The organism is Nonomuraea sp. MTCD27, from assembly GCF_041950495.1.
GTDB lineage: Bacteria > Actinomycetota > Actinomycetes > Streptosporangiales > Streptosporangiaceae > Nonomuraea.
This window is the reverse complement of record NZ_JBGNUW010000004.1, coordinates 258,024-278,378: the sequence shown is the minus strand read 5'-3', so window position 1 is coordinate 278,378 and position 20,355 is coordinate 258,024. Positions and strand designations below refer to the sequence as shown.

Below are 20,355 nucleotides of genomic sequence, written 5' to 3'. Positions count from 1 at the left end.
TCGGGGGTCACCGCGAGCCCCGGGAGGCGGGATGCGTCACCGCAGCCGGTCGAGCTCGTCGGCGAACGACAGCCGCTCGGCGATCACCGACAGGATGTCGGCGGGCAGGCCCTCTTCCATGCTGAGCTCCAGCAGCTCCTCGGAGCTCACACCCAGGTCGCTGAGCAGCTCGAAGTCGCCGGCCGGGCGCACGCCGAGTCCGTTGCCCTCCTTGTCGGGGGCCACGCCGGCGAACTCGGCGAACAGCTCGCCGAGGCTGTCGGCCAGGACCGCGTGCACGTCGGAGAGGAACACCCTCGGCTCGTCCTCGCCCCGGTATCGGGCGATGGCGAACCATTCGTCCTCGACCTCGACGCACAACAGGGCCAGCTCGTCGCCGGTGAGCCCCAGCGCCTCGGTGACCGCGTCACCGAAGTCGTCGACGATCTCGGCGCCCCCGAGATCGACCTCGGCACCGCTCCAGCCGTCGGAGGTCCTGACAAAAGCCGCAGAGAAGGTGTTGGACGCCATGTCCGCGCTCCAGGGGGGTCAGCCGAAGACCGATTCGATGGCACGCTCGAACGGCTCGGAGAAGCCGAGCCGCGCGGCGATGCTGGACAACACATCTTCGGGCAGCAGATCAATGTCGCCGGAGAGGATGCCCAGCTCCATCTCGTCCAACCCGAGATCAGCGAAGATCGACAGATCGCCCGCCGGTAGCACGGTCTCCTCGTCCTGGAGGATCTCGTCGAGCTCCTCCTCGTCCGGCACGGGCACGTCGAGGTAGTGGAGGACCTGGCGCGCCAGCGGGAAGTCCCACGAGGCGGCGATGTCGGACAGGAACACGTCCACCCGGTCGCCCAGCACCCGCAGCGCCACGAAGAACTCGTCGCCGACCGCGATCAGCCCGATCGTGCCGCTCTCGCTCGGCTGCTGTTTCAGGGCATGGATGAGCCCCTGCAGGTCTGATGTGAGCGTGACCGGCAGGAGCTCGGCCTGCCAGCATTCGTCCTCGCGATAAACCACGATGGCGAAGTCGAGAGCGTCTTCGTCTGTCATCGCCATCCCCACCCGACCTCTGACACGACAGATATCACCAGCACCCAATCGTTCCAGAACCGGCCACTGGGCGTGTGCCTCTCGGGCCAAATTGTGATCAAAACCAGAGATGTGAGATCACGGTGACCGTGTGTCACGTTCCACCGGCACCCGCCGCGACCTACCCCGCCGCCTGCGTTCGCCGCAGGTGGCGGCGGCTGCGGCAGCGTACGCCAGGAGATAGCGTGGTGTCCCATGGAGACCCTCGTCGTCGATCATCCGCTCGTGGCCCACAAGCTCACCACGCTGCGCGATGTCCGCACCGACTCGCCGACCTTCCGCAGGCTCGCCGACGAGCTGGTGACGCTGCTCGCGTACGAGGCGACGCGCGACGTGCGGGTCACCGAGGTCACCGTCGAGACGCCGGTCTCCCCGGCCCGCGGCATCCGCCTGGCCAAGCCCGTGCCGCTGGTCGTGCCCATCCTGCGGGCGGGGCTCGGCATGCTCGACGGCATGATGCGGCTGCTGCCGACGGCCGAGGTCGGGTTCCTCGGCATGATCCGCAACGAGTCCACGCTCCAGGCCGAGACGTACGCCACGCGGCTGCCCGACGACCTGTCGGGCCGGCAGTGCTACGTGGTGGACCCGATGCTGGCCACCGGCGGCACGCTGGCGGCGGCCGTGCAGTTCCTCTTCGAGCGGGGCGCCGTCGACGTCACGGCCCTGTGCCTGCTGGCCGCGCCCGAGGGGCTGGCCCACATGGACAAGGTGTTCGCCAACTCCGGCAAGCCGATCCGCGTGGTCACCGCGGCGCTCGACGAGCGGCTCAACGAGAGCGGCTACATCGTGCCGGGCCTCGGCGACGCGGGCGACCGGCTCTACGGCGTGGTCTGAAAAGTACCGTTCCCGTCACGCGTAGTCATCACTTCGTTACATACTGTGGTTGGGTGGGTACGAAGAGATGGAAGGCAACTTCCGCATGCGCGTGGGGGAGCACGATGAGCGATCACACCGAGGCGGATCCGACTCCGTACGCGGACGTGGAGACGGTGCTGTGCGACGAATTCGCCGGTGTCCACTCCGCGACCACCGTAACGCGCTGCGTGGAGGCGGCGCACTACGGCGCGCTGGAGGTCACCGGCTACGCCCATCCGAGCCTTGTTGAGCGCATCGCGCGCAAGCACCTTCACGTGCTGGCTCTGGTGGCCAGCGAACGCGGCTAAGCAAGATCAGAACTAACCGGCCAAGTTACCTTTACCCCGGCATCGAGGTGGGTAATGTATACGGCGGGTGGAGTGGGTAAGTGGCACGGAGGCGACGGTGCAGGTCAAAAAGGTCCTCACATACGGTGGTATCGCATTTGTTGCGTACTACCTGTTCGCGCGACCAACTGATGCCGCAGACGCGGTGAGAGGGGCGTTCGACACGGTGTTCAACGCGGCCGACTCGCTGGCTCAATTTGTGAACAGCCTCTCATGAGACTTGTGACCCACGGGGACTCAGCTCCATCGTCGGTCAACCGCTACCTCCTCCCCCACGAGCAACAGGTCATCATGGTGCGGCGGCATCCCGCGATTCTGCTGCGCCCCGTCGCCGAGGTGCTCGGCGGCCTGATCATCGCCGGACTGCTCAGCAGGTTCTTCGGCGGCGGCGAGGCCGGCGGCACGGCGCTCGTCGTCGTGTGGTGGCTGTGGCTCCTGCTTCTGATCCGTTTTGTATGGAAAGTCGCGGAGTGGTCGGTCGATTACTTTGTGGTGACTTCGAAGCGTATGTTGCTGACCACGGGGCTCATCACGCGCAAGGTCGCGATGATGCCCTTGGGCAAGGTCACCGACATGAGCTTCCAAAGATCGCTGCTCGGGCGCATGCTCGGTTACGGCGAGTTCATCCTCGAGTCGGCCGGTCAGGATCAGGCTCTGTCAACGGTCGAGTACATTCCGTATCCGGAGACCTTGTACCTCGAGGTCTGCCAGATGCTTTTCCCAGGCAAGGACGACAGCGACGATTAATCTCCGCGTGGCAAATTCTTCACGCGGGGATACCAGATTCGGCTACTTCATGCAATCATTGCGTGTTGTTGACCCTTCCCCGCCTTGAGAGATGAGATGCCGAGTCAGGGAACCATCGGTGACCGCGTCCGAGGACTGCGGCTGAACAGGCGGATGTCTCAGGCCCAGCTGGCCGGACCCGACCTGTCTGACAGTTATGTCTCGCTCATTGAGTCGGGTAAGCGCACGCCGACTCCTGTGGTGGCCCGGCTGCTGGCCGAGCGGCTGGGATGCACGACCGAGTTCCTCCTTCACGGGATCGAGCCTCGGCAGCGCATCGACACCGAGCTCGGGCTGCGGCACGCCGAGCTCGAGCTGCAGCACGGCGACCCGGCCGTCGCCGCCGACCGCTTCACGGAGATCGTGAAGGCGGCCGACGAGGAGAACGCCATGCTGACCGCGCAGGCGCGGTTCGGCCGGGCGCGCTCGCTGGAGGCCCAGGGCCGGTTGGGTCAGGCGGTGGAGGCGTTCGAGCGCCTGCGCCGCGAGGCGGCCGCCCACCCCGAGCGGCTGGCCGACCTGCCGCTCACCATCGCGCTGAGCCGCTGCTACCAGCGGGCCGGCGACCGCCTGCGGGCCCGCGACCTGGCCGCCGCCGCGCTGTCGCAGGCCGAGCGGCTGTCCATCACGCAGGGCGAGCTCGCCACCGACCTGGCCGCCGTGCTGGTCGAGGCGCGCAGCGAGCAGGAGACCGACTCCCCCGAGCTGACCTACGCCAAGCGGGTGCTGGACGCCACTGGCGTACCTGAAGTTGTGGACCGTTCCGGAGAGATCCGGGCGCTGTGGCACGCGAGCGCCGCGGCGGCGGCGGGCGAGGACTCGGCCCTGGCCGTGCGCCTGGCCGACGACGCGATCATGGCGGGCCGGGAGACCCGGCTGGCGCTGCAGCTGGCACGCGCCGCCATGCACTGGTCCAGGTTGTCCACGGCGCCGATCGGCGAGGCCGAGGGGCTCGTCTCGGCGGCCGTCAAGGCGTTCGCCGTGTTCCCCGCCACCACGCGCGAGCACGGTGAGAGCCTCATCGTCCACGCGCGGGTCAAGCTGCGCGCCGGTGACCCGGCGGGCGCGGGCGAGCTGGCCGTGGTGGCTCTGGGGCTCGCGCACGACCGTTCTGGCACGACTCCCGCCGAGGCTCACCTCGTGCTGGCGACCGTCGCACTCGACCAGGGCGGCGACGCCGCGACGCACCTGCGAGAGGCGCACGAGCTGCTCCAGACGCTCGACCGGCCGGTGTTCGGATCCGACCGGCAGGCCGCCCGCTGCTGGCGCGAGCTGGGCGACCTCTACGGCAGGGTCGAGGCGAGAGCACCGCAGACAGCCGCATATCGTAAAGCCCTCGAAGCTGCCGGAGTTCGCTCCGCCATGGCAGGGGTGACGATTGACGCCACAGTGTCTCGCTGATCCTCCGGGAGCTCCAGATTTGGCTTTTTGAGTCTGGAATAATTAGGGTCGACCAGTCATTGACTCATAGGATGATTGGTTTCCCGGAGGAGGCGGACTGTGAGTCTGCGTACGGCTCAGCGGGCTTCGCTCGTCGACCAGGTGATCGATCAGCTCAAGGAGCAGATCACCTCAGGGTCGTGGCAGATGAACGGCAAGATCCCCACCGAGACGGTGCTCGCCGAGCAACTCGGGGTGGGTCGCAACACGGTTCGTGAGGCCGTACGCGCGCTCACGCACGCGGGGCTGCTCGAGTGCCGTCAGGGGGACGGCACTTACGTCCGGGCGACCAGCGAGCTGTCCGGCGCGATGCTGCGGCGGCTGCGCCAGGCGGAGCAGCTCGAGATCCTTGAGGTACGCCGTGCGCTGGAGGTCGAGTCCGCGCGGCTGGCCGCCACCCGGCGTACCGACGAGGACATCCGGCGCATCGAGGCGGCGCTGGCCGAGCGCGACCGCGCCTGGGAGCTGGACGACCCCGACTTCTTCGTCGAGGCCGACCTGGCCTTCCACATGGCCGTCGCGCACGCCACGCACAACCTGGTGCTGATCGACCTGTACGAGGACTTCTCGGCGGCGCTGCGGGCCAGCATCACGGCCGCCGGGACGTCGCTCAACAAGAGTTACATCCCGCACGACGCGATCGCGCGGGCCATCGCGGCCGGCGACGCGGCGGCGGCCGAGCGGGCGGGGCACGCCTGCATGGAGCACATCCTCATCGCGCTCACCGACGCCTGACCCTCCGGTCCCTCCCGTGAGGGTGCGGGCCCTCCCCCGGCGCGCCGTGCAGGGCCGGGTCGCGCACCCGGTGACCTCAGCACGGCTCGGCCGCACCGCCGGTCACTGGCTGGTCCCCTCCTCGCTGGAGACAAGCTCGTCGATCAGGTCGAAGAAGGCCCGGATGCCGGGCAGGTTGCCGCCCTTCGCGCGAGAGTCGGCGAAGTCGGCGCTCGATCGCCACTCCACGATGTCCAGCCACTCGTCATCGGACACGCGGACCAGCTTGGCCCCCAGGAACCCGGCCCTGTCGGCCTCGAAGTCAGCGATCATCCCGGCCCGCGCCGCGAGCAGCTCGCCGGCGCGGTCAGGGGCCACCCGGAATCTGGTGAGTTCCACTGTCGTCGTCATACCACGGACATTATAGTAAGAATTAGTGACAATCAAGATTAGTGACCATGTGGAGAGTGCGTGGTGCGCAGGAGCCAGCGCAAGCAGCAGGATCCCGATCTCGGCGTGCTGTCCGGGCGGACACTTTTCAGCCTGCAGCGGGAGTTGTTCGCCGAGCTGGCCGAGCAGGGGCACCCCCGGCTGCGGCCCCGGCACGGCGCGGTGCTGGCCTACCTGGACGAGGAGGGCAGCCGGGCCACGGACCTGGCCGCGCAGTCGGGCCAGCACAAGCAGGTGATCGGGACGCTGGTGGACGAGCTGGTCGAGCTCGGCTACGTGGAGCGGCAGCCCGATCCGGCCGACCGGCGCGCCAAGCTGATCGTGCCCACCGAGAAGGGGCTCGACCACATGGCCAAGTCGGACGTCATCCTCGCCGACATGGAGGCGGCCCACGCGCGGGCCGTGGGCGAGCAGGCGTACGCGGAGTTCAAGCGGGTGTTCCGGCTGGTCGCCGAGCGCCAGACGGGGACCGGCGCATAGGGCTCAGGTCTGGCGCAGCGACATGACCAGGTAGCGGAAGGCGGGCTGGGCGTCGCCCGGCACGTCCTGGATGAGGGCGGGCCTGGTGGGCGACTCAAGGTTGATCCGGGCCAGCTCGGTCTCGATGCCCGTCAGCCCGTCGAGCAGGAACTGCGACTGGAAGGCGATCTGGATGTCGTCACCGCGCAGCTCGCACTCCACCACCTCGGCTCCGCGCCCGACGTCGCCGCCGCCGGCCTGGATCAGCACCTGACCCTGGCTGAACGACAGCCGGATCGCGGTGTTGCGCTCGGCCACCAGGGCCACCCGCTTGATCGCGCCGACGAACGGCGCCACGGCCACGTCGGCCCTGATCGACCAGTCGGAGGTCAGCCTGGCGCGGTAGTCGATGAACTGCTCGTCGAGCAGCCGCACGGTGGTGCTGCGCCCGACGCTCTCGAACCCGGCCACCCCGTCGCCCATCGCGATCGAGACCTCGCCGCCGCGCAGCGACTTGGCCACCTCGACCAGGACCCGCGCCGGGACCATGGCGGAGACGGCGGCGTCGGGGACAGCCGGGCGCCAGGTGAAGTCGCGGGCCGCGATGCGGTAGCGGTCGGTCGCCGCCATGGCCACCGACTCGCCCTCGATGTCGACCCTGATGCCGGTGAGCATCGGCAGCGTGTCGTCGCGGCTGGCCGCCGGCGCGACCTGGCCGACGGCCGAGGCGAACACGCCCCCACCGATGGCACCGATGCTCGGCGGCATCGTGGGCAGGGTCGGGAAGTCCTCGACCGGCATCGTGATCAGCCCGAACTCGGCGCTCCCGCAGGTCAGCACAGCCTCGGGGCCCTCGGTGACGATCTCCACGTCGTCGCCGGGCAGGCTCCGGCTGATCTCGGCCAGCAACCGGCCGGGGATCAGCACGCGCCCCTCCTCGGCCACGTCGGCGTCGATCGCGGCCCGCGCCGAGACGTCGTAGTCGAACGCGGACAGCGTCAGCTCCTCGCCCGCCTCGAGCAGCAGCCCGGCCAGGACGGGCACCACGGGACGGCTGGGCAGCATTCGGGCAGCCCATGCCACCGCATCTGCCAGAACATCGCGGTTAACCCGGATTTTCACCTGATACCACCTCTTCGTCGCGCCGTGCCTCTATGAAAATAGCCGGTACCACCGACAAGTCAGGGCGCTTCGAAGCAGGCTAACGGCTGTTGAGGTAGGCGAGAACGGCCAGTACGCGCCGGTTGTCGTCGTCGGACGGGACGAGACCCAGCTTGGCGAAGATGGCGGCCGTGTGCTTGGCCACAGCGCTCTCGCTGAGGTAGAGGCGCTGCGAGATCGCGGCGTTGGAGCGGCCCTCGGCCATGGCCTCCAGCACCTCGCGCTCGCGCGGCGTGAGCTCGGCCAGCGGCTCGTGCCTGGCGTTGCTGGCCAGCAGTTTGGCGATGACCTCCGGGTCCATGGCCGTGCCGCCCTGGGCCACCCTGCGTACGGCGTCGATGAACTGCTCGGCGTTGAAGACGCGGTCCTTGAGCAGGTAGCCGATCGCGCCCGAGCCGTCGGCCAGCAGCTCGCGGGCGTACAGCTGCTCGACGTGCTGGGACAGCACGAGGACGGGCAGCCCCGGCAGCTGCTTCCTGGCCGCGAGCGCGGCCTGCAGGCCCTCGTCGGTGAACGTGGGCGGCAGCCGCACGTCCACGATCGAGACGTCCGGGCGCAGCTCCAGCAGCCCCTTCAGCAGCTCGGGCCCGCTCTCCACGGCCGCCACGACCGTGAACCCGTGGGCCTGGAGGAGGTGGACCAGGCCGTCCCTGAGCAGGTAGAGGTCCTCGGCGATCAGTACGCGGTTCATCGGCACCAGGGCTTCACGAGGGTTCCCTCCGCCATGAGGCTGTCGCGGTCGTGCATGGTCGGAATGCGGTGGGCCATCACGTACATGATGACGCCGAGCGAGATCATGCCAAGGATCACCGGCCACTGCCAGACCTCGGGGAGGTGCAGGGCCAGGAACCAGGACTTCTCGTCAAATCCGATGATCTTGAAAATGGCGGGCACGATTCCCTGCGGGAAAGTGGGGCACCAGGCCGTGGCCCAGAAGAGGACGACCGTGGCCGCCTTCCAGCGCGGCAGGTTCGGCAGGGTGCTCGTCCAGTGCACGGGAAGCACGCGCGGCAGCTGCATGGTCACGGTGGTGGGGCCGCCCGGCGGGCTGTTCAGGGCCATCAGGCCGTCGAAGGCGGCCAGCCGCCGTTCGATCCCGGCCAGGCCGCTGCCCCTGGCCGGGTCGGCGCCGCCGAGGCCGTCGTCGGAGACCGTGACGCGCAGGTCGGAGCCGTTGGAGCTGATGTCCACGACCGCCTTGGACGCGCCCCCGTGCCGGGCGGCGTTGGACAGCAGCTCGCTGACCGCGAAGTACACCGCCGCCTCCACGGGCGCCTCCGGCCGGTGCGGCAGGTCGACGTCCACGGTCACCTGCAGCGGGCTGTCCATGGCCAGCGCCCGGACGGCGTCGGCGAGGCCGCGCTCGGCCAGCACCGGCGGGTGGATGCCGCGGATGACCCGGCGCAGCTCCGTGAGCGTCTCCGAGGAGGCATCCCTGGCCTTGGCGAGCAGGGCCTTGGCCGCCTCCGGGTTGGTGTCGACGAGCTGCTCGACCGCGCCGAGCGTCATGCCGATCGCCACGAGCCTGGCCTGCGTGCCGTCGTGCAGGTCGCGTTCGATCCTGCGCATCTCGGCCGCCTGGGAGTCGGTGGCCAGGCTGCGGGTGCGCCTGAGCTGGATCACCTGGCCGGCCAGGCGGCTGGCCGCGGTCGCGCCGAGCAGCAGGTCGCTCCAGAGGCCGTACACGCGCAGGCCGCGCTCGGGGATCACCAGGAACAGCGGCGCCAGCGCCACCTTCACCACCGGGTCGAGCAGCAGCCAGGCCTCGTCCCGCCAGGTCGCCGGGTCGCTGATCAGCCACTTCCACCGGTTGTTCCAGGCCGGCATGCGGGGCGTCTTGTAGAGCGTGCGCTCCGACCGGTACATCCCGTCGGCCTGCGGGACCGGAGGCGGGGGCGGGGGTACGTAGGGGGGCTCCACCTCGATGCCGGACCACCGCGACACCAGCCGCCGGTTGTGCTCCGCGAGCCGCCTGACCATCATCACCTGCGGCGGGAACAGGAAGACCATGCCCAGCGCGAAGGTCAGGAGCAGCATGACAGCCGTCAGGGCGATCAGGGGCACCTGGACGAGGGCGAGCGCGAGCAGCGTCGCGATCTGGCCGTACCTCCGAAGCATGCTCTCAGTCTGCGTCACCGGGGCGGCGGCGGTCACTGCACCTAGGTACACCCTTGCCGGGCAGCTAGCGAGATTCCGGGACAGGAGGCGTGTTCCTAGCGTCTAAGACATGAAAATCATCGAGGTCAGGAACCTGCGCAAGCAGTACCCGAACCACCTCGCGGTCGACGACGTGTCGTTCGAGGTGGCGGAGGGCGAGATCTTCGGCATCCTCGGCCCGAACGGCGCCGGGAAGACCACCACCGTGGAGTGCGTGGCCGGCCTGCGGTCACGCGACGGCGGCACCGTACGGGTGGCCGGGCTGGACCCGCAGACGGACCGGGACGGGCTGCGCCAGGTGCTGGGCATGCAGCTCCAGAGCGCCGCGCTGCCGGACAAGATCAAGGTGTGGGAGGCGATGGACCTGTACGCCTCCTTCTATCCCGACCCCGCCGACTGGGGGGAGCTGCTGGACAAGGTGGGCCTGGCGGACAAGCGCCACACCTATTTCAGGCAGCTGTCCGGCGGCCAGCGGCAGCGGCTGTCCGTGGCGCTGGCCCTGGTGGGCCGGCCCCGCGTGGCGGTGCTCGACGAGCTGACGACCGGGCTGGACCCGGCGGCCCGCAGGGACACGTGGGAGCTGATCGAGCAGGTACGCGACACAGGCGTGACCATCGTGCTGGTCACCCATTTCATGGAGGAGGCCGAGCGGCTCTGCGACCGGCTCGCCCTCATCGACGCCGGCAAGGTGGTCTCCACCGACACGCCCGCCGGGCTGATCAGGCAGGTGGGCTCGGAGCAGCGGCTGCGGTTCCGGCCGTCCGCGCCCATCGACGACGCCGTGCTGCTGGCCCTGCCCGAGGTGCGGGACGTCACCAGGAGCGGCGACCAGATCGTGGTGAGCGGCTCGGACAACCTCGCGACCGCCGTCACCCTCACCCTGGCCAACCACCAGGTCGTACCCGCGAACCTGCGGATCGAGCAGGCCACCCTCGACGACGCGTTCCTCGCGCTCACCGGAAGGAAGCTGTCATGAAGTTGCTGATCGTGGAGGCCAAGCTGCACCTGCGGGACTGGCCGTCCCTGCTGTTCACCATCGGGCTGCCGGTCGGGCTCCTGCTCGTGCTGGGGCTCAGCATCCCGACCATGACGCAGCAGCAGGAGTCCGGCCAGCGGGCCGTGGACACGCAGATGCCGAGCATGATGACGCTCCTCGCGCTGCTGACGCTGGCCTGCACCGTCCTGCCCGGGGTGCTGGCGTCGTACCGGGAGCAGGGGGTGTTGCGGCGGATGTCCACCACGCCCGTGCACCCGGGGCGGCTGCTGAGCGTGCAGTTAGTGATCAACCTGGCGGTCGGGGCCGTGTCCACGACCATCCTGATCGTGACGGCCGCGGCGGTGTTCGGCTCGTCGCCGCCGAAGCAGTGGGTGGGGTTCGTCCTGGTCTTCCTGCTCGGCACCGCCGCACTGATGGCCATCGGGCTGGTGATCGCCGCCCTCGCGCCGAACGGCAAGGTCGCGCCCGGGATCGGGTCGGCCGTGATGTTCCCGCTGATGTTCCTCGGAGGGATGTGGCTGCCGCGCGACTTCATGCCGGACGCGCTGCGCACGGTCAGCGACTATTCCGTGGCGGGGCCGTTCGCCCAGGCGCTCCAGGACACCTGGGCGGGCCACGCGCCGCAGCTCGGGCACCTGGCGGTGGTGGCCGCGGGGCTGGTGATCTTCGGCGGGCTGGCGATCCGGTTCTTCCGGTGGGAGTGAGCCCCTGCGACGGCCCGCCGTCACAGGGGCACGGCGGGCCGTCGTCAGCGCCTGGCCCAGACCGGGCGCGCTCCCGTGACGTTGGTCATCAGGGAGTAGAGCGAGGACGACGCCGTGATGAACACCCGGTTGCGCTTGGGCCCGCCGAACACCAGGTTGGCGGTGGACTCGGGCAGCCGCAGCCGGGCGATCAGGGTGCCGTCGGGGTCGTAGCAGAGCACCCCCTTGCCGGCCGCGGTCCAGACCCGGCCGGCATCGTCAAGCCGCAGGCCGTCGAAGTTGTCCTTCTCGGCCCCCTCGGCGAAGACCTTGCCGCCACCCAGCGTGCCGTCGTCGCCCACCTCGAACACCCGCAGGTGCCTGGCCTTCGTGTCGGCGATGTAGAGCCGGCGCTCGTCCGGCGAGAAGGCCAGGCCGTTGGGCCGGACGAAGTCGTCGGCGACGATGCGCACCTCGCCCGTGACCGGGTCGGCCCGATAGACGTGGCAGCCGTCGATCTCCTGCTCGGCGGCCACGCCCTCGTAGTTGCTGAGGATCCCGTAAGGCGGGTCGGTGAACCAGACGGAGCCGTCGGAGTGGACGACCACGTCGTTGGGGCTGTTGAACCGCCTGCCCTGCCAGCGGTCGGCGATCACCGTGATGGAGCCGTCGTGCTCGGTGCGGGTCACGCGGCGGTTGCCCTGCTCGCAGGAGATCAGCCGGCCCTCGCGGTCGAGCGTGTTGCCGTTGGTGTAGCCGGAGGGCTGCCGGAACGGGCCCACCGCGCCGGTCATCTCGTCCCAGCGCAGCATCCGCTCATTGGGGATGTCGCTCCAGACGAGGAAACGGCCGGCCGGGAAGTAGACAGGGCCTTCCGCCCAGCGGGTGCCGGTGTAGAGGATCTCGACCTTGTCGTCTCCGCCGAACCCGGAGGCCCGCTCGTCGAGTACCTCGAACTCTGTGGGGATCGTGTCCGTCATAGCGCTAACCATACGTGGTTTGGTTCGACTGGCATATCTCCAGATAACATTTGGCTGTGGATGAAATCGACAGGATGCTGGTCGGGTTGTTGCAGGAGGATGCGACGCGGTCCTACGCGGTGCTCGGCAAGGCGGTGGGGTTGTCCAGCGGGGCCGCGCACGAGCGGGTGCGCAAGCTGCGGGAGCGTGGTGTGATCAGGCGCACCACGATCGAGGTGGACCAGGCGGCGCTGGGGCGACCCGTGACGGCGTACGTGCTGGTCGACGGGGGGTCGTGGATGGGCGGCAGCGCGGAGGGGCTGGCGGGGATCCCGGAGGTGGAGGAGGCGCACGTCATCGCGGGGCCCGCGTCGGTGTTGCTGAAGATCCGTACGGCCGGTACGCGGGAGCTCCAGGACGTGCTGCGCCGGGTCTTCGAGGTGGAAAGCGTGACCGGGACGCAGACGATCGTCGTACTGGAGACGTTCTTCGAGCGGACCCTCAAGTAATCTCCAGGTATGACGAAGGTCGCCTGGAACACCAAGGAACTCACCGTCGGCCAGCTCGCCGAGCGCAGCGGCGTCGCCGTCTCGGCCCTGCACTTCTACGAGGCCAAGGGGCTCATCAGCAGCCGGCGCACGGCCGGCAACCAGCGCCGTTACCCCCGTGACAGCCTGCGCAGGGTCGCCTTCATCAGGCTCGCCCAGCGCATCGGCATCCCGCTCAAGGTCATCAAGGACGCCCTGGCCGAGCTGCCGGACGAGCGCACGCCCACCAGGGACGACTGGGCCAGGCTGTCGGCGGCCTGGCGCGGCGAGCTGGACGACCGGATCGAGCAGCTCCAGCGGCTGCGCGACGACCTCACCGACTGCATCGGCTGTGGCTGCCTGTCGCTGGACCGGTGCCCGGTGGCCAACCCGCACGACCGGCTGGGCGAGGAGGGGCCGGGCGCGCGGCGCATCGACACCCGGCTGGCCCCGCCCCAGAACTGCTGCGCCACCGCTTCCTAGCCTGTCCGGCTGTTCCTCTGGCTGTCTCTAGCCTTTCCTGGACTGGTCCTTGGCCGGCGGGACGATGAGGGTCGGCCGGTGGGCGTGGTGCAGCACGTGGTTGGAGACGCTGCCGAGCAGCACCGACCGGACCCCGGCCAGGCCACGCGAACCCGTGACGATCAGCGAGGCGTCGATCTCGTCGGCCACGTCCACGATCGTCTTCCAGATCGACTCGTTGTCGGCCACCGCCCGGTAGGTGACGTCGGCGAGCCCGGAAGCGATCGCCAGGTCGGCGCCTTCCCGGGCGTGCTGCTCGGCCTGGGCGTGCGACTGGTCCTCCGTGTCCTGGTCGAGCACGCCGGCGGCCAGCGGGTATTTCTTGAGCTGGACCAGCAGCGGCTCCCACACCGTGACGACGACCGTGGGCTCGGCGGCGAGGTGCTTGGCGGCGAACTCGATGGCGGCGCGCGAGTCGGCCGAGCCGTCGTAGGCGACGAGGATGGTCATGGCGTTCTTCCCTTCGCTTCTCTCCCTCGTTAGAGCACCGGAGAGATCACCTGCCATCCCCGTGGCGAATGTCTACTTCGTCACATGCAGGGTTCCGCGTCCCTGGCCATCAGGCCTCACCAGTTGTCCCATCCATGGTGGCCGAACCAGCGACCGCCGACGTGGCGGTACTCGTCGTCGACGGTCTCCGCCTCCGGTTCTCCATGAGGCACCAAGAGGAAGCCGGTGTTACTGTCGATGACCCATTCTTCGGTTCCCAGGTAGGCCGAGCCCGGGACCGGTTCCGACTCGACGTAGTGCGGAGCCGAGTAGCACACCCGATACAGACCGACCCACTCGCAGGGCGCGTCGAACCGCGACTGCTCCTTCACCGTCGCGGCATACGCCTCCATCTCGGGAAGGGAGATCGCGAACCTCAGCTGGAAGGGCGCGTTCGTGACGATCGCGAGTATCACGGCCAGGACAAGCAGCGGGGCTACCAGCCATCGCCATGGACGACCGCTGACCTGGCCCTGCAGCGAGGCCGCAATGAGGCGGCCGATGTAGATCAGCGGGCCCAAGATGAAGACCCCGAGCACGAACATCTCGATGCCATACCAGAACGGCACGCTGGCCCAGTAGAGCACGAGCAGGCGGGGAGCCAGCAGTCCGCTCAGGAAGATCCACCCCGGCGGCTTGGTGATCACGGAGATCATTGCGACACCTTAGCCAGATCGCCACCTACGCTGACGCCCCCGGGCGAGCCGTCTCCGTCAGTCTTGTCACCAGGGTGTTCGCCTGGTGAGAAGATCGGGGGTGCTCCGAATAGCAAACGCAGTACGCGCAAGACTGCCGGAACCGCTGCACGCACTTGCACTGAAGCACCGTGAACTGCTGAAGTTCGCGGTGGTGGGTGGAACAGCGTTCTTGGTGGACAACACGGTGTTCTATGGGCTGAAGCTGACCGTTCTGGAACCGAAACCGGTGACCGCGAAGGTCATCGCGGTGCTCGTGGCGACGATCGTGTCTTACGTGTTGAACCGCGAATGGTCGTTCCGGACCAGGGGCGGCCGCGAGCGCCGTCACGAGGCGGCGCTGTTCTTCCTGGTCAGTGGCGTCGGTCTGGTGCTCAGCTCCGCGCCGCTGTGGATCTCCCGGTACGCGTTCCGCCTGGAAACCCCGGACGTGAGCCTGGTGACCCAGGAGATCGCCGACTTCGTGAGCGCGCAGATCATCGGCACGCTGATCGCCATGGTCTTCCGCTTCTGGGCGCTCCGGAAGTGGGTCTTCCCCGACGAGAAGGCCCGGTCCGGCCGCGTGCGGCTGGCTCCCGCTCCCGATCCCGCGGACAAAGCGGCTTGATGGCCACGAATCCGGAAGCCGTTTCGGCGGTCGACTGAGTTCATGCCGCTGCTGCGCCCCACGGGTGCAGGGACCGCGGAACCCACAGCCGACGCTAGTGCTGGGCCATGTCCACGAACCGGCTGTAGTGGCCCTGGAAGGCCACGGTGACCGTGGCGGTGGGGCCGTTACGGTGCTTGGCCACGATCAGGTCGGCCTCACCGGCCCTCGGCGACTCGCGCTCATAAGCGTCCTCGCGGTGGAGCAGGATGACCATGTCGGCGTCCTGCTCGATCGATCCGGACTCACGCAGGTCGCTGACCTGGGGGCGCTTGTCGGTGCGCTGCTCGGGACCACGGTTGAGCTGCGAGATCGCGATGACCGGGACCTCGAGCTCCTTGGCCAGCAGCTTGATGGCACGCGAGATCTCCGAGACCTCGTTCTGGCGGCTCTCGGTCTTCTTCGGCGAGCTCATCAGCTGGAGGTAGTCGATGACCACGAACCTCAGGTCGTTGCGCTGCTTGAGCCGCCGGCACTTGGCCCTGATCTCCATCATCGACATGTTGGGCGAGTCGTCGATGAACAGCGGCGCCTCCGCCACCTCGCTCATCCGGCGGGCCAGGCGGGTCCAGTCGTCGTCGCCCATCATGCCCGAGCGCATGGCGTGCAGTGCCACGCGGGCCTCGGCGGACAGCAGACGCATGGTGATCTCGTTGCGGGACATCTCCAGGGAGAAGATGACCGTGGTCATCCCGTGCTTGATCGCCGCGGAACGGGCGAAGTCGAGGCCGAGCGTGCTGTTGTGGGTGGGGATGCACGCCCTGCTCGCGAGGTAGAGGTGGTCGGCGTTGTCGACCTCGACGCAGCGGACGGGACGCGACGGGATCGGGCGTACGGCCACGAGGTGGTGGACCGGCGTGGCGGGGTGCTCGGACTCCTGGGGGACCGCGAAGTCGATCACGTGGCGGCTGCGGCCGCCGGCCGCCTGCTCGGTGCGCATCGTCGCCCGGTGCCCGAGGGTCAGGACGAGCTCCAACGCGTCGTCCGCCAGGCGCCGGCCGGTCAGGGCGAGCTGGACCTGCCCGCCGGTGCTGCCGGGTTCCGGGCCGAGCAGGCCTGCCAGCAGGTCGAGCCGCTGCTTCTCCGAGGCGCGCAGGTAGCGCTCGGGGATGTGCTTGTCGTGGCGGACGCCCAGCTCGCGTAGGAGGTCCTGAACAGCGCTGTCGCCCTCGCCGGCGGCCAGCCAGGCGCCGAGCGAGTACGGCGGCAGCGGTAGGTCCTGCTCGGCGAGCTCGAAGGGGGCCGCGACCGCCACGGCGTGGCCCGGCCGGTCGTCAGGTGTCGGGCCGCGGAGCGAGGCGGCGAGCTCCTCGGTGGTGAGCACGCTCCGGTGAGCGGCCGTCGTGCGCCACTGGTGCTGGGCGTCGGCGACGATCACCGTACCGTCGTCGAACTCCACCTCGTAGCACGGCCGCCCGTGCAGCACCTCGGTCGCCGCGACCACCCTGGTCGGTCTCCCGTCGGCGCCGATGAGCCGGTCGCCCACCTCGACCTCGCCCATCGTCGTCCAGCCGGTCGGCGTGGGCAGCGGGGTGTCGAGGTCGAGGGCCTTGCCGATCGCGGGCCGGGCGGCCACGACGATCATCTGGCCCGGGTGGAGGCCGTTGGTGAGCTGGTCGAGGTCCGCGAAGCCGGTCGGCACGCCGACCATCTGGCCGCCGCGGCTGCCGATGGCCTCCAACTCGTCGAGGGCGCCGGGCATGATGTCGGCCAGCGGCGCGTAGTCTTCCGAGGTGCGGCGCTCGGTGACCTTGTAGATCTCCGCCTGCGCGCGGTCGACGAGGTCGTCGACCTCTTCGTTCTGGCCGCCGTAGCCGTAGGAGACGATGCGGGTGCCGGCCTCGATGAGGCGGCGGAGGATGGCCTGCTCACGGACGATCTTGGCGTAGTAGCCGGCGTTGGCGGCCGTGGGCACGACGGCGGTGAGGGTGTGGAGGTAGGCGGCGCCGCCCACCCTGGCCATCTCGCCGCGCTTCTGCAGCTCGTCGAAGACCGTGACCGCGTCGGCGGGCTCGCCCCGGCCGTAGAGGTCGGTGACGACGTCGTAGACCATCTGGTGCGCCGGGCGGTAGAAGTCGTCGGAGCGCAGGATCTCCACGACGTCGGCGATGGCGTCCTTCGACAGCAGCATGCCGCCGAGGACCGACTGCTCCGCCTCGATGTTGTGGGGAGGTGTGCGTTCGAAACCTGGGCCTCCGCCGGCCTCTTCGTCAATGCTCACCGCGCCCCCTCAACAAACTTGCAGGCGGTCGCACCACCCCCACTTGTAGTCGACCGGTCTGACAGTTTCGCGGAGTCGCGGCTCGTCGGCAACGTGGCCTGTGGACAACCCTGTGGTCAAGCTGTGCACTATCGCGCCGAGGGTGTGAACGGCCTGTGGACGGGCCTGGGGATAACTCTTGCGGATATCCACCGAAGCCAGTGTGAGCAGGGCGAACGGTGTCCACCGGCTGTGGAGGAAAGAAAGTTGGCCCGACACGCCGTGTAATGGCCATAATGGACAAATGCCCATTACATCCAGAGACCGGGAGATCCTGCGGCTGGCCGTGCCGGCGTTCGGGGCGCTGGTGGCCGAGCCGCTCTTCCTGCTCGCCGACTACGCCATCGTGGGCCACGGACTCGGCACCACGGCCGTGGGCGCTCTGGGCGTGGCCGGCACGGTGCTGGCGACGTTGGTGAACCTGTGCGTCTTCCTCGCCTACGGCACGACGGCGTCCGTGGCGCGCCAGACGGGTGCGGGCAACCACGCACGGGCCATGCGCAGCGGTGTGGACGGCATCTGGCTCGCGCTGGCCATCGGGGTCGCGCTGATCGTGGTGTGCTGGCCGCTGGCGCCGGCGATCGTGGAGCTGTTCGGGGCGGTCGGGACGCAGGCCGCGCAGGCCGTGACGTACCTGCGGATCAGCCTGCTCGGCACGCCCGGCATGCTGGTCGTGCTGGCCGGGACCGGGGTGCTGCGCGGGCTGCAGGACACGGTGACGCCGCTGGCGGTGGCCGTGGGGTCGTTCGCGGTGAACGCGGCGCTGAACGCCTGGTTCGTGCTGGGGCTGGGGTGGGGCATCGCGGGGTCGGCGTGGGGGACGGTGCTGGCGCAGACCCTCGGCGCGGCCGTCTACCTCGTGGTGGTGGCGCGCGGGGCGCTGCGGCTGGGGACGCCGCTCATGCCCAGCATGAACGGGGTCAGGCAGGCCGGTACGGCCGGGTTCGCGCTGCTCATCCGTACCCTTTGCCTGCGAATCGTGCTGCTGGTGGCCACCGTGATCGCCACCAGGATGGGCCAGGCCGAGCTGGCCGCGTACGCCCTGGCCACCCAGGTGTGGACGCTGCTCGCCTTCGCCCTGGACGCCATCGCCATCGCGGGCCAGGCCATCACCGGGCGCTCGCTCGGCGCGGGGGACGTCGCCGCCACCAGGGCCGCGACGAAACGGATGGTGCAGTGGGGCATCTGGTCCGGCGCCGTGCTCGGCCTGCTCGTCCTGGCCGCCAGGCCGCTGCTGCCCGGCCTGTTCGACGCCGATCCGCAGGTCGCCGAGCTGCTGCTGGCCCTGTTGTGGCCGGTTGCGCTGTTCCAGCCGGTGTGCGGGGTGGTGTTCGTGCTCGACGGCGTGCTGATCGGGGCGGGCGACCAGCGTTACCTGGCCTGGGCGGGGGTGTGGACGACGCTCGCGTACCTGCCGGCCGCCCTGCTCGCCGCCGGTCTGGGGGTCGTCGCCCTCTGGTGCGCGCTGGGCGTGTGGATGGTGGCGCGCCTGATCACCCTCGTCCGCCGCGCGGCCGGCCCTGCCTGGCTGGTGACCGGGGCGTGACTGTTTCGTGCTTGCCGTTGTCCAAGGGGTGAGACATTGTGGGCGAGTTCCCTGAGCGGGGTGTGTCCCTTGTCCACGATTCTGCGAAGACTGCCACCTTCTGAAGCGACCGGCCTGCGCACCGGCGCGCGGCACAGCCTCGCCGAGCTCTACCGCCCGGCCGACCTGGTGGTTCTCGGTCTCGGCGTGATGATCGGCGCCGGCATCTTCAGCATCGCCGGGGAGCAGGCCGCCACCGCGGCCGGCCCCGGGGTGATCCTCTCCTTCATGATCGCGGGCATCGCCTCTCTGCTCGCCTGCCTCTGTTACGCCGAGCTGTCGTCCACGATGCCGACCTCCGGCAGCGCCTACACCTTCACCTACGTCATCTTCGGCGAGGTCTGGGCGTGGATCATCGGCTGGGCGCTGATCCTCGAGCTGCAGTTCGCCGCCGCGGTGGTGGCCAGGGCCTGGGCCGGAATCGCGGTCGGGGCGGTCACCGCCTTCGGCGTCCGCGTCCCCCAGGAGGCGCTCGTCCAGGACCTCCTCGTGCTCGCCATCCTGGTGCTGCTCACCGGCATCGTGGCGCTGGGCGCGCGGATCGGGCTGCGGGCGCTGTGGATCATGGTGTCGGCCAAGCTGCTGGCGATCGGCGCGGTCATCGTCGTCGGGCTGGCGTACGTCGACGTGGCGAACTTCGGCGAGTTCTACGTGCCGCCGAAGCCGCTGGACACCGCGCCGGCCACCGTGCTGGGGATTTTCGTCGGGGAGGGTCAGGCGTTCGGCTGGTTCGGGATCTTCGCGGCGGCCTCGGCCATCGCGTTCGCGTACATCGGGTTCGACATCGTGGCCACCTCGGCCGAGGAGACCGTGAACGCGCCCAGGGCCGTGCCGAAGGGCATGATCCGCAGCCTGGTGATCGCCACGGTCATCTACCTGGCGGTGGCGCTGGTCATGGTGGGCATGGTGTCGTACACGAGGATCTCCGCGCAGGCGCCGCTGGCCAGCGCGTTCCGGGCGGTCGGCGTGGACTGGATGGTGCACGTCATCGACGTCGGGGCGGTGCTCGGGCTCACCACGGTGATCCTGGTGCTGATCGTGGGGCAGACGCGGGTGCTGTTCTCGATGGCCCGTGACGGGCTCATCCCGCGCGGACTGGCCTCGGTCAGCCGCCGCTACCACACGCCCACGCGGGTGACGCTGGTGATCGGGCTGGTGGCGATCGTGCTGGCCGAGTTCGTACCGGTGATCCAGATGCGGGAGCTGGTGGTGATCGGGACGCTGTTCGCGTTCGCGTTCGTGGCCGCGGGGGTGATCGTGATGCGGCGGCGCATGCCGCACCTGGAGCGGGGGTTCCGGGTGCCGCTCTCGCCGCTGCTGCCCGCGCTGTCGCTGGCGGCCACGCTCTGGCTCATGGTCAACCTGCGCGTGCTGACCTGGGCCTGGTTCGCCCTGTGGATGGCCTTCGGCCTGGCCGTCTACCTCGCGTACGGCCGCCGCCACAGCCTCCTGGCCCGCCCGCGCACCCCGGAGAGGCCGGCACACGGGCGGCACCGCCGGTAAGAGCCACCCGGATCGCACCGGCGCCGGACACCGCCCATACGGA

Annotated in this window: 24 protein-coding genes; 14 read left to right on the top strand and 10 right to left on the bottom strand. The window is 69.5% G+C overall.

Annotated elements, in window-relative coordinates; genetic code table 11:
- Positions 1-36 precede the first annotated feature (36 nt).
- Positions 37-510: a tRNA adenosine deaminase-associated protein gene (locus ACBJ59_RS13500; protein WP_364111692.1), complete on the bottom strand. Its 474-nt coding sequence runs from the start codon at positions 508-510 to the stop codon at positions 37-39.
- Positions 511-528: 18 nt separating this feature from the next.
- On the bottom strand, positions 529-1,044 hold the full coding sequence (locus ACBJ59_RS13495) for a tRNA adenosine deaminase-associated protein (RefSeq protein ID WP_375110484.1): 516 nt from the start codon (positions 1,042-1,044) through the stop codon (positions 529-531).
- Between the two features lie 228 nt (positions 1,045-1,272).
- On the opposite strand from ACBJ59_RS13495, the gene upp reads away from it, so the two are divergent.
- The 6 genes from upp to ACBJ59_RS13465 all read left to right on the top strand — a co-directional run bounded on the left by upp (position 1,273) and on the right by ACBJ59_RS13465 (position 5,240).
- The gene (upp, locus tag ACBJ59_RS13490) at positions 1,273-1,911 is read left to right on the top strand and encodes a uracil phosphoribosyltransferase (RefSeq protein WP_364111688.1); all 639 of its coding nucleotides are present in this window, start codon (positions 1,273-1,275) and stop codon (positions 1,909-1,911) included.
- Positions 1,912-2,015: 104 nt separating this feature from the next.
- Positions 2,016-2,240 (top strand): hypothetical protein, encoded by a 225-nt coding sequence (locus ACBJ59_RS13485; RefSeq protein ID WP_043615032.1) that lies wholly within the window; start codon positions 2,016-2,018, stop codon positions 2,238-2,240.
- Positions 2,241-2,337: 97 nt separating this feature from the next.
- On the top strand, positions 2,338-2,496 hold the full coding sequence (locus tag ACBJ59_RS13480; protein ID WP_364111685.1) for a hypothetical protein: 159 nt from the start codon (positions 2,338-2,340) through the stop codon (positions 2,494-2,496).
- Positions 2,493-3,026 carry a PH domain-containing protein gene (locus ACBJ59_RS13475; protein WP_360652319.1) on the top strand — a complete coding sequence of 178 codons (534 nt, stop codon included), beginning with the start codon at positions 2,493-2,495 and terminating at the stop codon, positions 3,024-3,026. Before ACBJ59_RS13480 ends, ACBJ59_RS13475 begins: the two co-directional genes overlap by 4 nt.
- A 96-nt stretch (positions 3,027-3,122) precedes the next feature.
- Positions 3,123-4,466, top strand: coding sequence for a helix-turn-helix domain-containing protein (locus ACBJ59_RS13470; RefSeq protein ID WP_375110483.1), 1,344 nt, complete (start codon positions 3,123-3,125; stop codon positions 4,464-4,466).
- A gap of 99 nt (positions 4,467-4,565) precedes the next feature.
- A complete protein-coding gene (locus ACBJ59_RS13465) occupies positions 4,566-5,240 on the top strand; it encodes a FadR/GntR family transcriptional regulator (protein ID WP_375110482.1) in 675 nt (224 codons plus the stop codon).
- Between the two features lie 102 nt (positions 5,241-5,342).
- Here the strand turns inward: ACBJ59_RS13465 and ACBJ59_RS13460 are convergent, their stop codons facing one another.
- Entirely contained in the window at positions 5,343-5,630 is a 288-nt protein-coding gene (locus ACBJ59_RS13460; protein ID WP_375110481.1) for an antibiotic biosynthesis monooxygenase family protein, read from the bottom strand.
- Between the two features lie 60 nt (positions 5,631-5,690).
- Between ACBJ59_RS13460 and ACBJ59_RS13455 the strand changes: the two genes are divergently transcribed.
- Entirely contained in the window at positions 5,691-6,149 is a 459-nt protein-coding gene (locus ACBJ59_RS13455; RefSeq protein WP_375110479.1) for a MarR family winged helix-turn-helix transcriptional regulator, read from the top strand.
- 3 nt (positions 6,150-6,152) lie between these two features.
- Here ACBJ59_RS13455 and dnaN read toward each other — a convergent pair whose 3' ends face one another.
- The 3 genes from dnaN to ACBJ59_RS13440 all read right to left on the bottom strand — a co-directional run bounded on the left by dnaN (position 6,153) and on the right by ACBJ59_RS13440 (position 9,407).
- Positions 6,153-7,250 carry a DNA polymerase III subunit beta gene (gene dnaN, locus ACBJ59_RS13450; protein ID WP_375110478.1) on the bottom strand — a complete coding sequence of 366 codons (1,098 nt, stop codon included), beginning with the start codon at positions 7,248-7,250 and terminating at the stop codon, positions 6,153-6,155.
- Positions 7,251-7,329: 79 nt separating this feature from the next.
- The gene (locus tag ACBJ59_RS13445) at positions 7,330-7,980 is read right to left on the bottom strand and encodes a response regulator (protein WP_375110477.1); all 651 of its coding nucleotides are present in this window, start codon (positions 7,978-7,980) and stop codon (positions 7,330-7,332) included.
- Positions 7,977-9,407, bottom strand: coding sequence for a sensor histidine kinase (locus ACBJ59_RS13440; protein ID WP_375110476.1), 1,431 nt, complete (start codon positions 9,405-9,407; stop codon positions 7,977-7,979). Before ACBJ59_RS13440 ends, ACBJ59_RS13445 begins: the two co-directional genes overlap by 4 nt.
- A gap of 109 nt (positions 9,408-9,516) precedes the next feature.
- On the opposite strand from ACBJ59_RS13440, the gene ACBJ59_RS13435 reads away from it, so the two are divergent.
- Both ACBJ59_RS13435 and ACBJ59_RS13430 read left to right on the top strand, forming a co-directional pair.
- Positions 9,517-10,422 (top strand): ABC transporter ATP-binding protein, encoded by a 906-nt coding sequence (locus ACBJ59_RS13435; protein WP_375110475.1) that lies wholly within the window; start codon positions 9,517-9,519, stop codon positions 10,420-10,422.
- Positions 10,419-11,147, top strand: a complete 729-nt coding sequence (locus ACBJ59_RS13430; protein WP_375110474.1) for an ABC transporter permease — start codon at positions 10,419-10,421, stop codon at positions 11,145-11,147. Before ACBJ59_RS13435 ends, ACBJ59_RS13430 begins: the two co-directional genes overlap by 4 nt.
- Positions 11,148-11,191: 44 nt before the next feature.
- Here ACBJ59_RS13430 and ACBJ59_RS13425 read toward each other — a convergent pair whose 3' ends face one another.
- Complete coding sequence (locus ACBJ59_RS13425) at positions 11,192-12,106, bottom strand: SMP-30/gluconolactonase/LRE family protein (protein ID WP_375110473.1); 915 nt, start codon at positions 12,104-12,106, stop codon at positions 11,192-11,194.
- Positions 12,107-12,162: 56 nt separating this feature from the next.
- Between ACBJ59_RS13425 and ACBJ59_RS13420 the strand changes: the two genes are divergently transcribed.
- Together ACBJ59_RS13420 and soxR are read left to right on the top strand one after the other, a co-directional pair.
- Positions 12,163-12,594: an Lrp/AsnC family transcriptional regulator gene (locus ACBJ59_RS13420; RefSeq protein WP_375110472.1), complete on the top strand. Its 432-nt coding sequence runs from the start codon at positions 12,163-12,165 to the stop codon at positions 12,592-12,594.
- 9 nt (positions 12,595-12,603) lie between these two features.
- Positions 12,604-13,095 carry a redox-sensitive transcriptional activator SoxR gene (gene soxR, locus ACBJ59_RS13415; protein ID WP_375110471.1) on the top strand — a complete coding sequence of 164 codons (492 nt, stop codon included), beginning with the start codon at positions 12,604-12,606 and terminating at the stop codon, positions 13,093-13,095.
- A 27-nt stretch (positions 13,096-13,122) separates the two neighbouring features.
- Here soxR and ACBJ59_RS13410 read toward each other — a convergent pair whose 3' ends face one another.
- Positions 13,123-13,584: a universal stress protein gene (locus ACBJ59_RS13410; RefSeq protein WP_375110470.1), complete on the bottom strand. Its 462-nt coding sequence runs from the start codon at positions 13,582-13,584 to the stop codon at positions 13,123-13,125.
- 116 nt (positions 13,585-13,700) lie between these two features.
- A complete protein-coding gene (locus tag ACBJ59_RS13405; RefSeq protein ID WP_375110469.1) occupies positions 13,701-14,270 on the bottom strand; it encodes a hypothetical protein in 570 nt (189 codons plus the stop codon).
- A 94-nt stretch (positions 14,271-14,364) separates the two neighbouring features.
- Here ACBJ59_RS13405 and ACBJ59_RS13400 point away from each other — a divergent pair, with 94 nt between their 5' ends.
- Positions 14,365-14,925, top strand: coding sequence for a GtrA family protein (locus ACBJ59_RS13400; RefSeq protein WP_375110468.1), 561 nt, complete (start codon positions 14,365-14,367; stop codon positions 14,923-14,925).
- Positions 14,926-15,019: 94 nt separating this feature from the next.
- On the opposite strand, the gene dnaB is transcribed toward ACBJ59_RS13400, so the two are convergent.
- A complete protein-coding gene (dnaB, locus tag ACBJ59_RS13395; protein ID WP_375110467.1) occupies positions 15,020-17,185 on the bottom strand; it encodes a replicative DNA helicase in 2,166 nt (721 codons plus the stop codon).
- A gap of 283 nt (positions 17,186-17,468) precedes the next feature.
- Here dnaB and ACBJ59_RS13390 point away from each other — a divergent pair, with 283 nt between their 5' ends.
- Both ACBJ59_RS13390 and ACBJ59_RS13385 read left to right on the top strand, forming a co-directional pair.
- On the top strand, positions 17,469-18,770 hold the full coding sequence (locus ACBJ59_RS13390) for an MATE family efflux transporter (protein WP_375110466.1): 1,302 nt from the start codon (positions 17,469-17,471) through the stop codon (positions 18,768-18,770).
- Between the two features lie 69 nt (positions 18,771-18,839).
- A complete protein-coding gene (locus ACBJ59_RS13385) occupies positions 18,840-20,312 on the top strand; it encodes an APC family permease (protein ID WP_375110465.1) in 1,473 nt (490 codons plus the stop codon).
- The last annotated feature ends 43 nt before the right edge of the window (positions 20,313-20,355 follow it).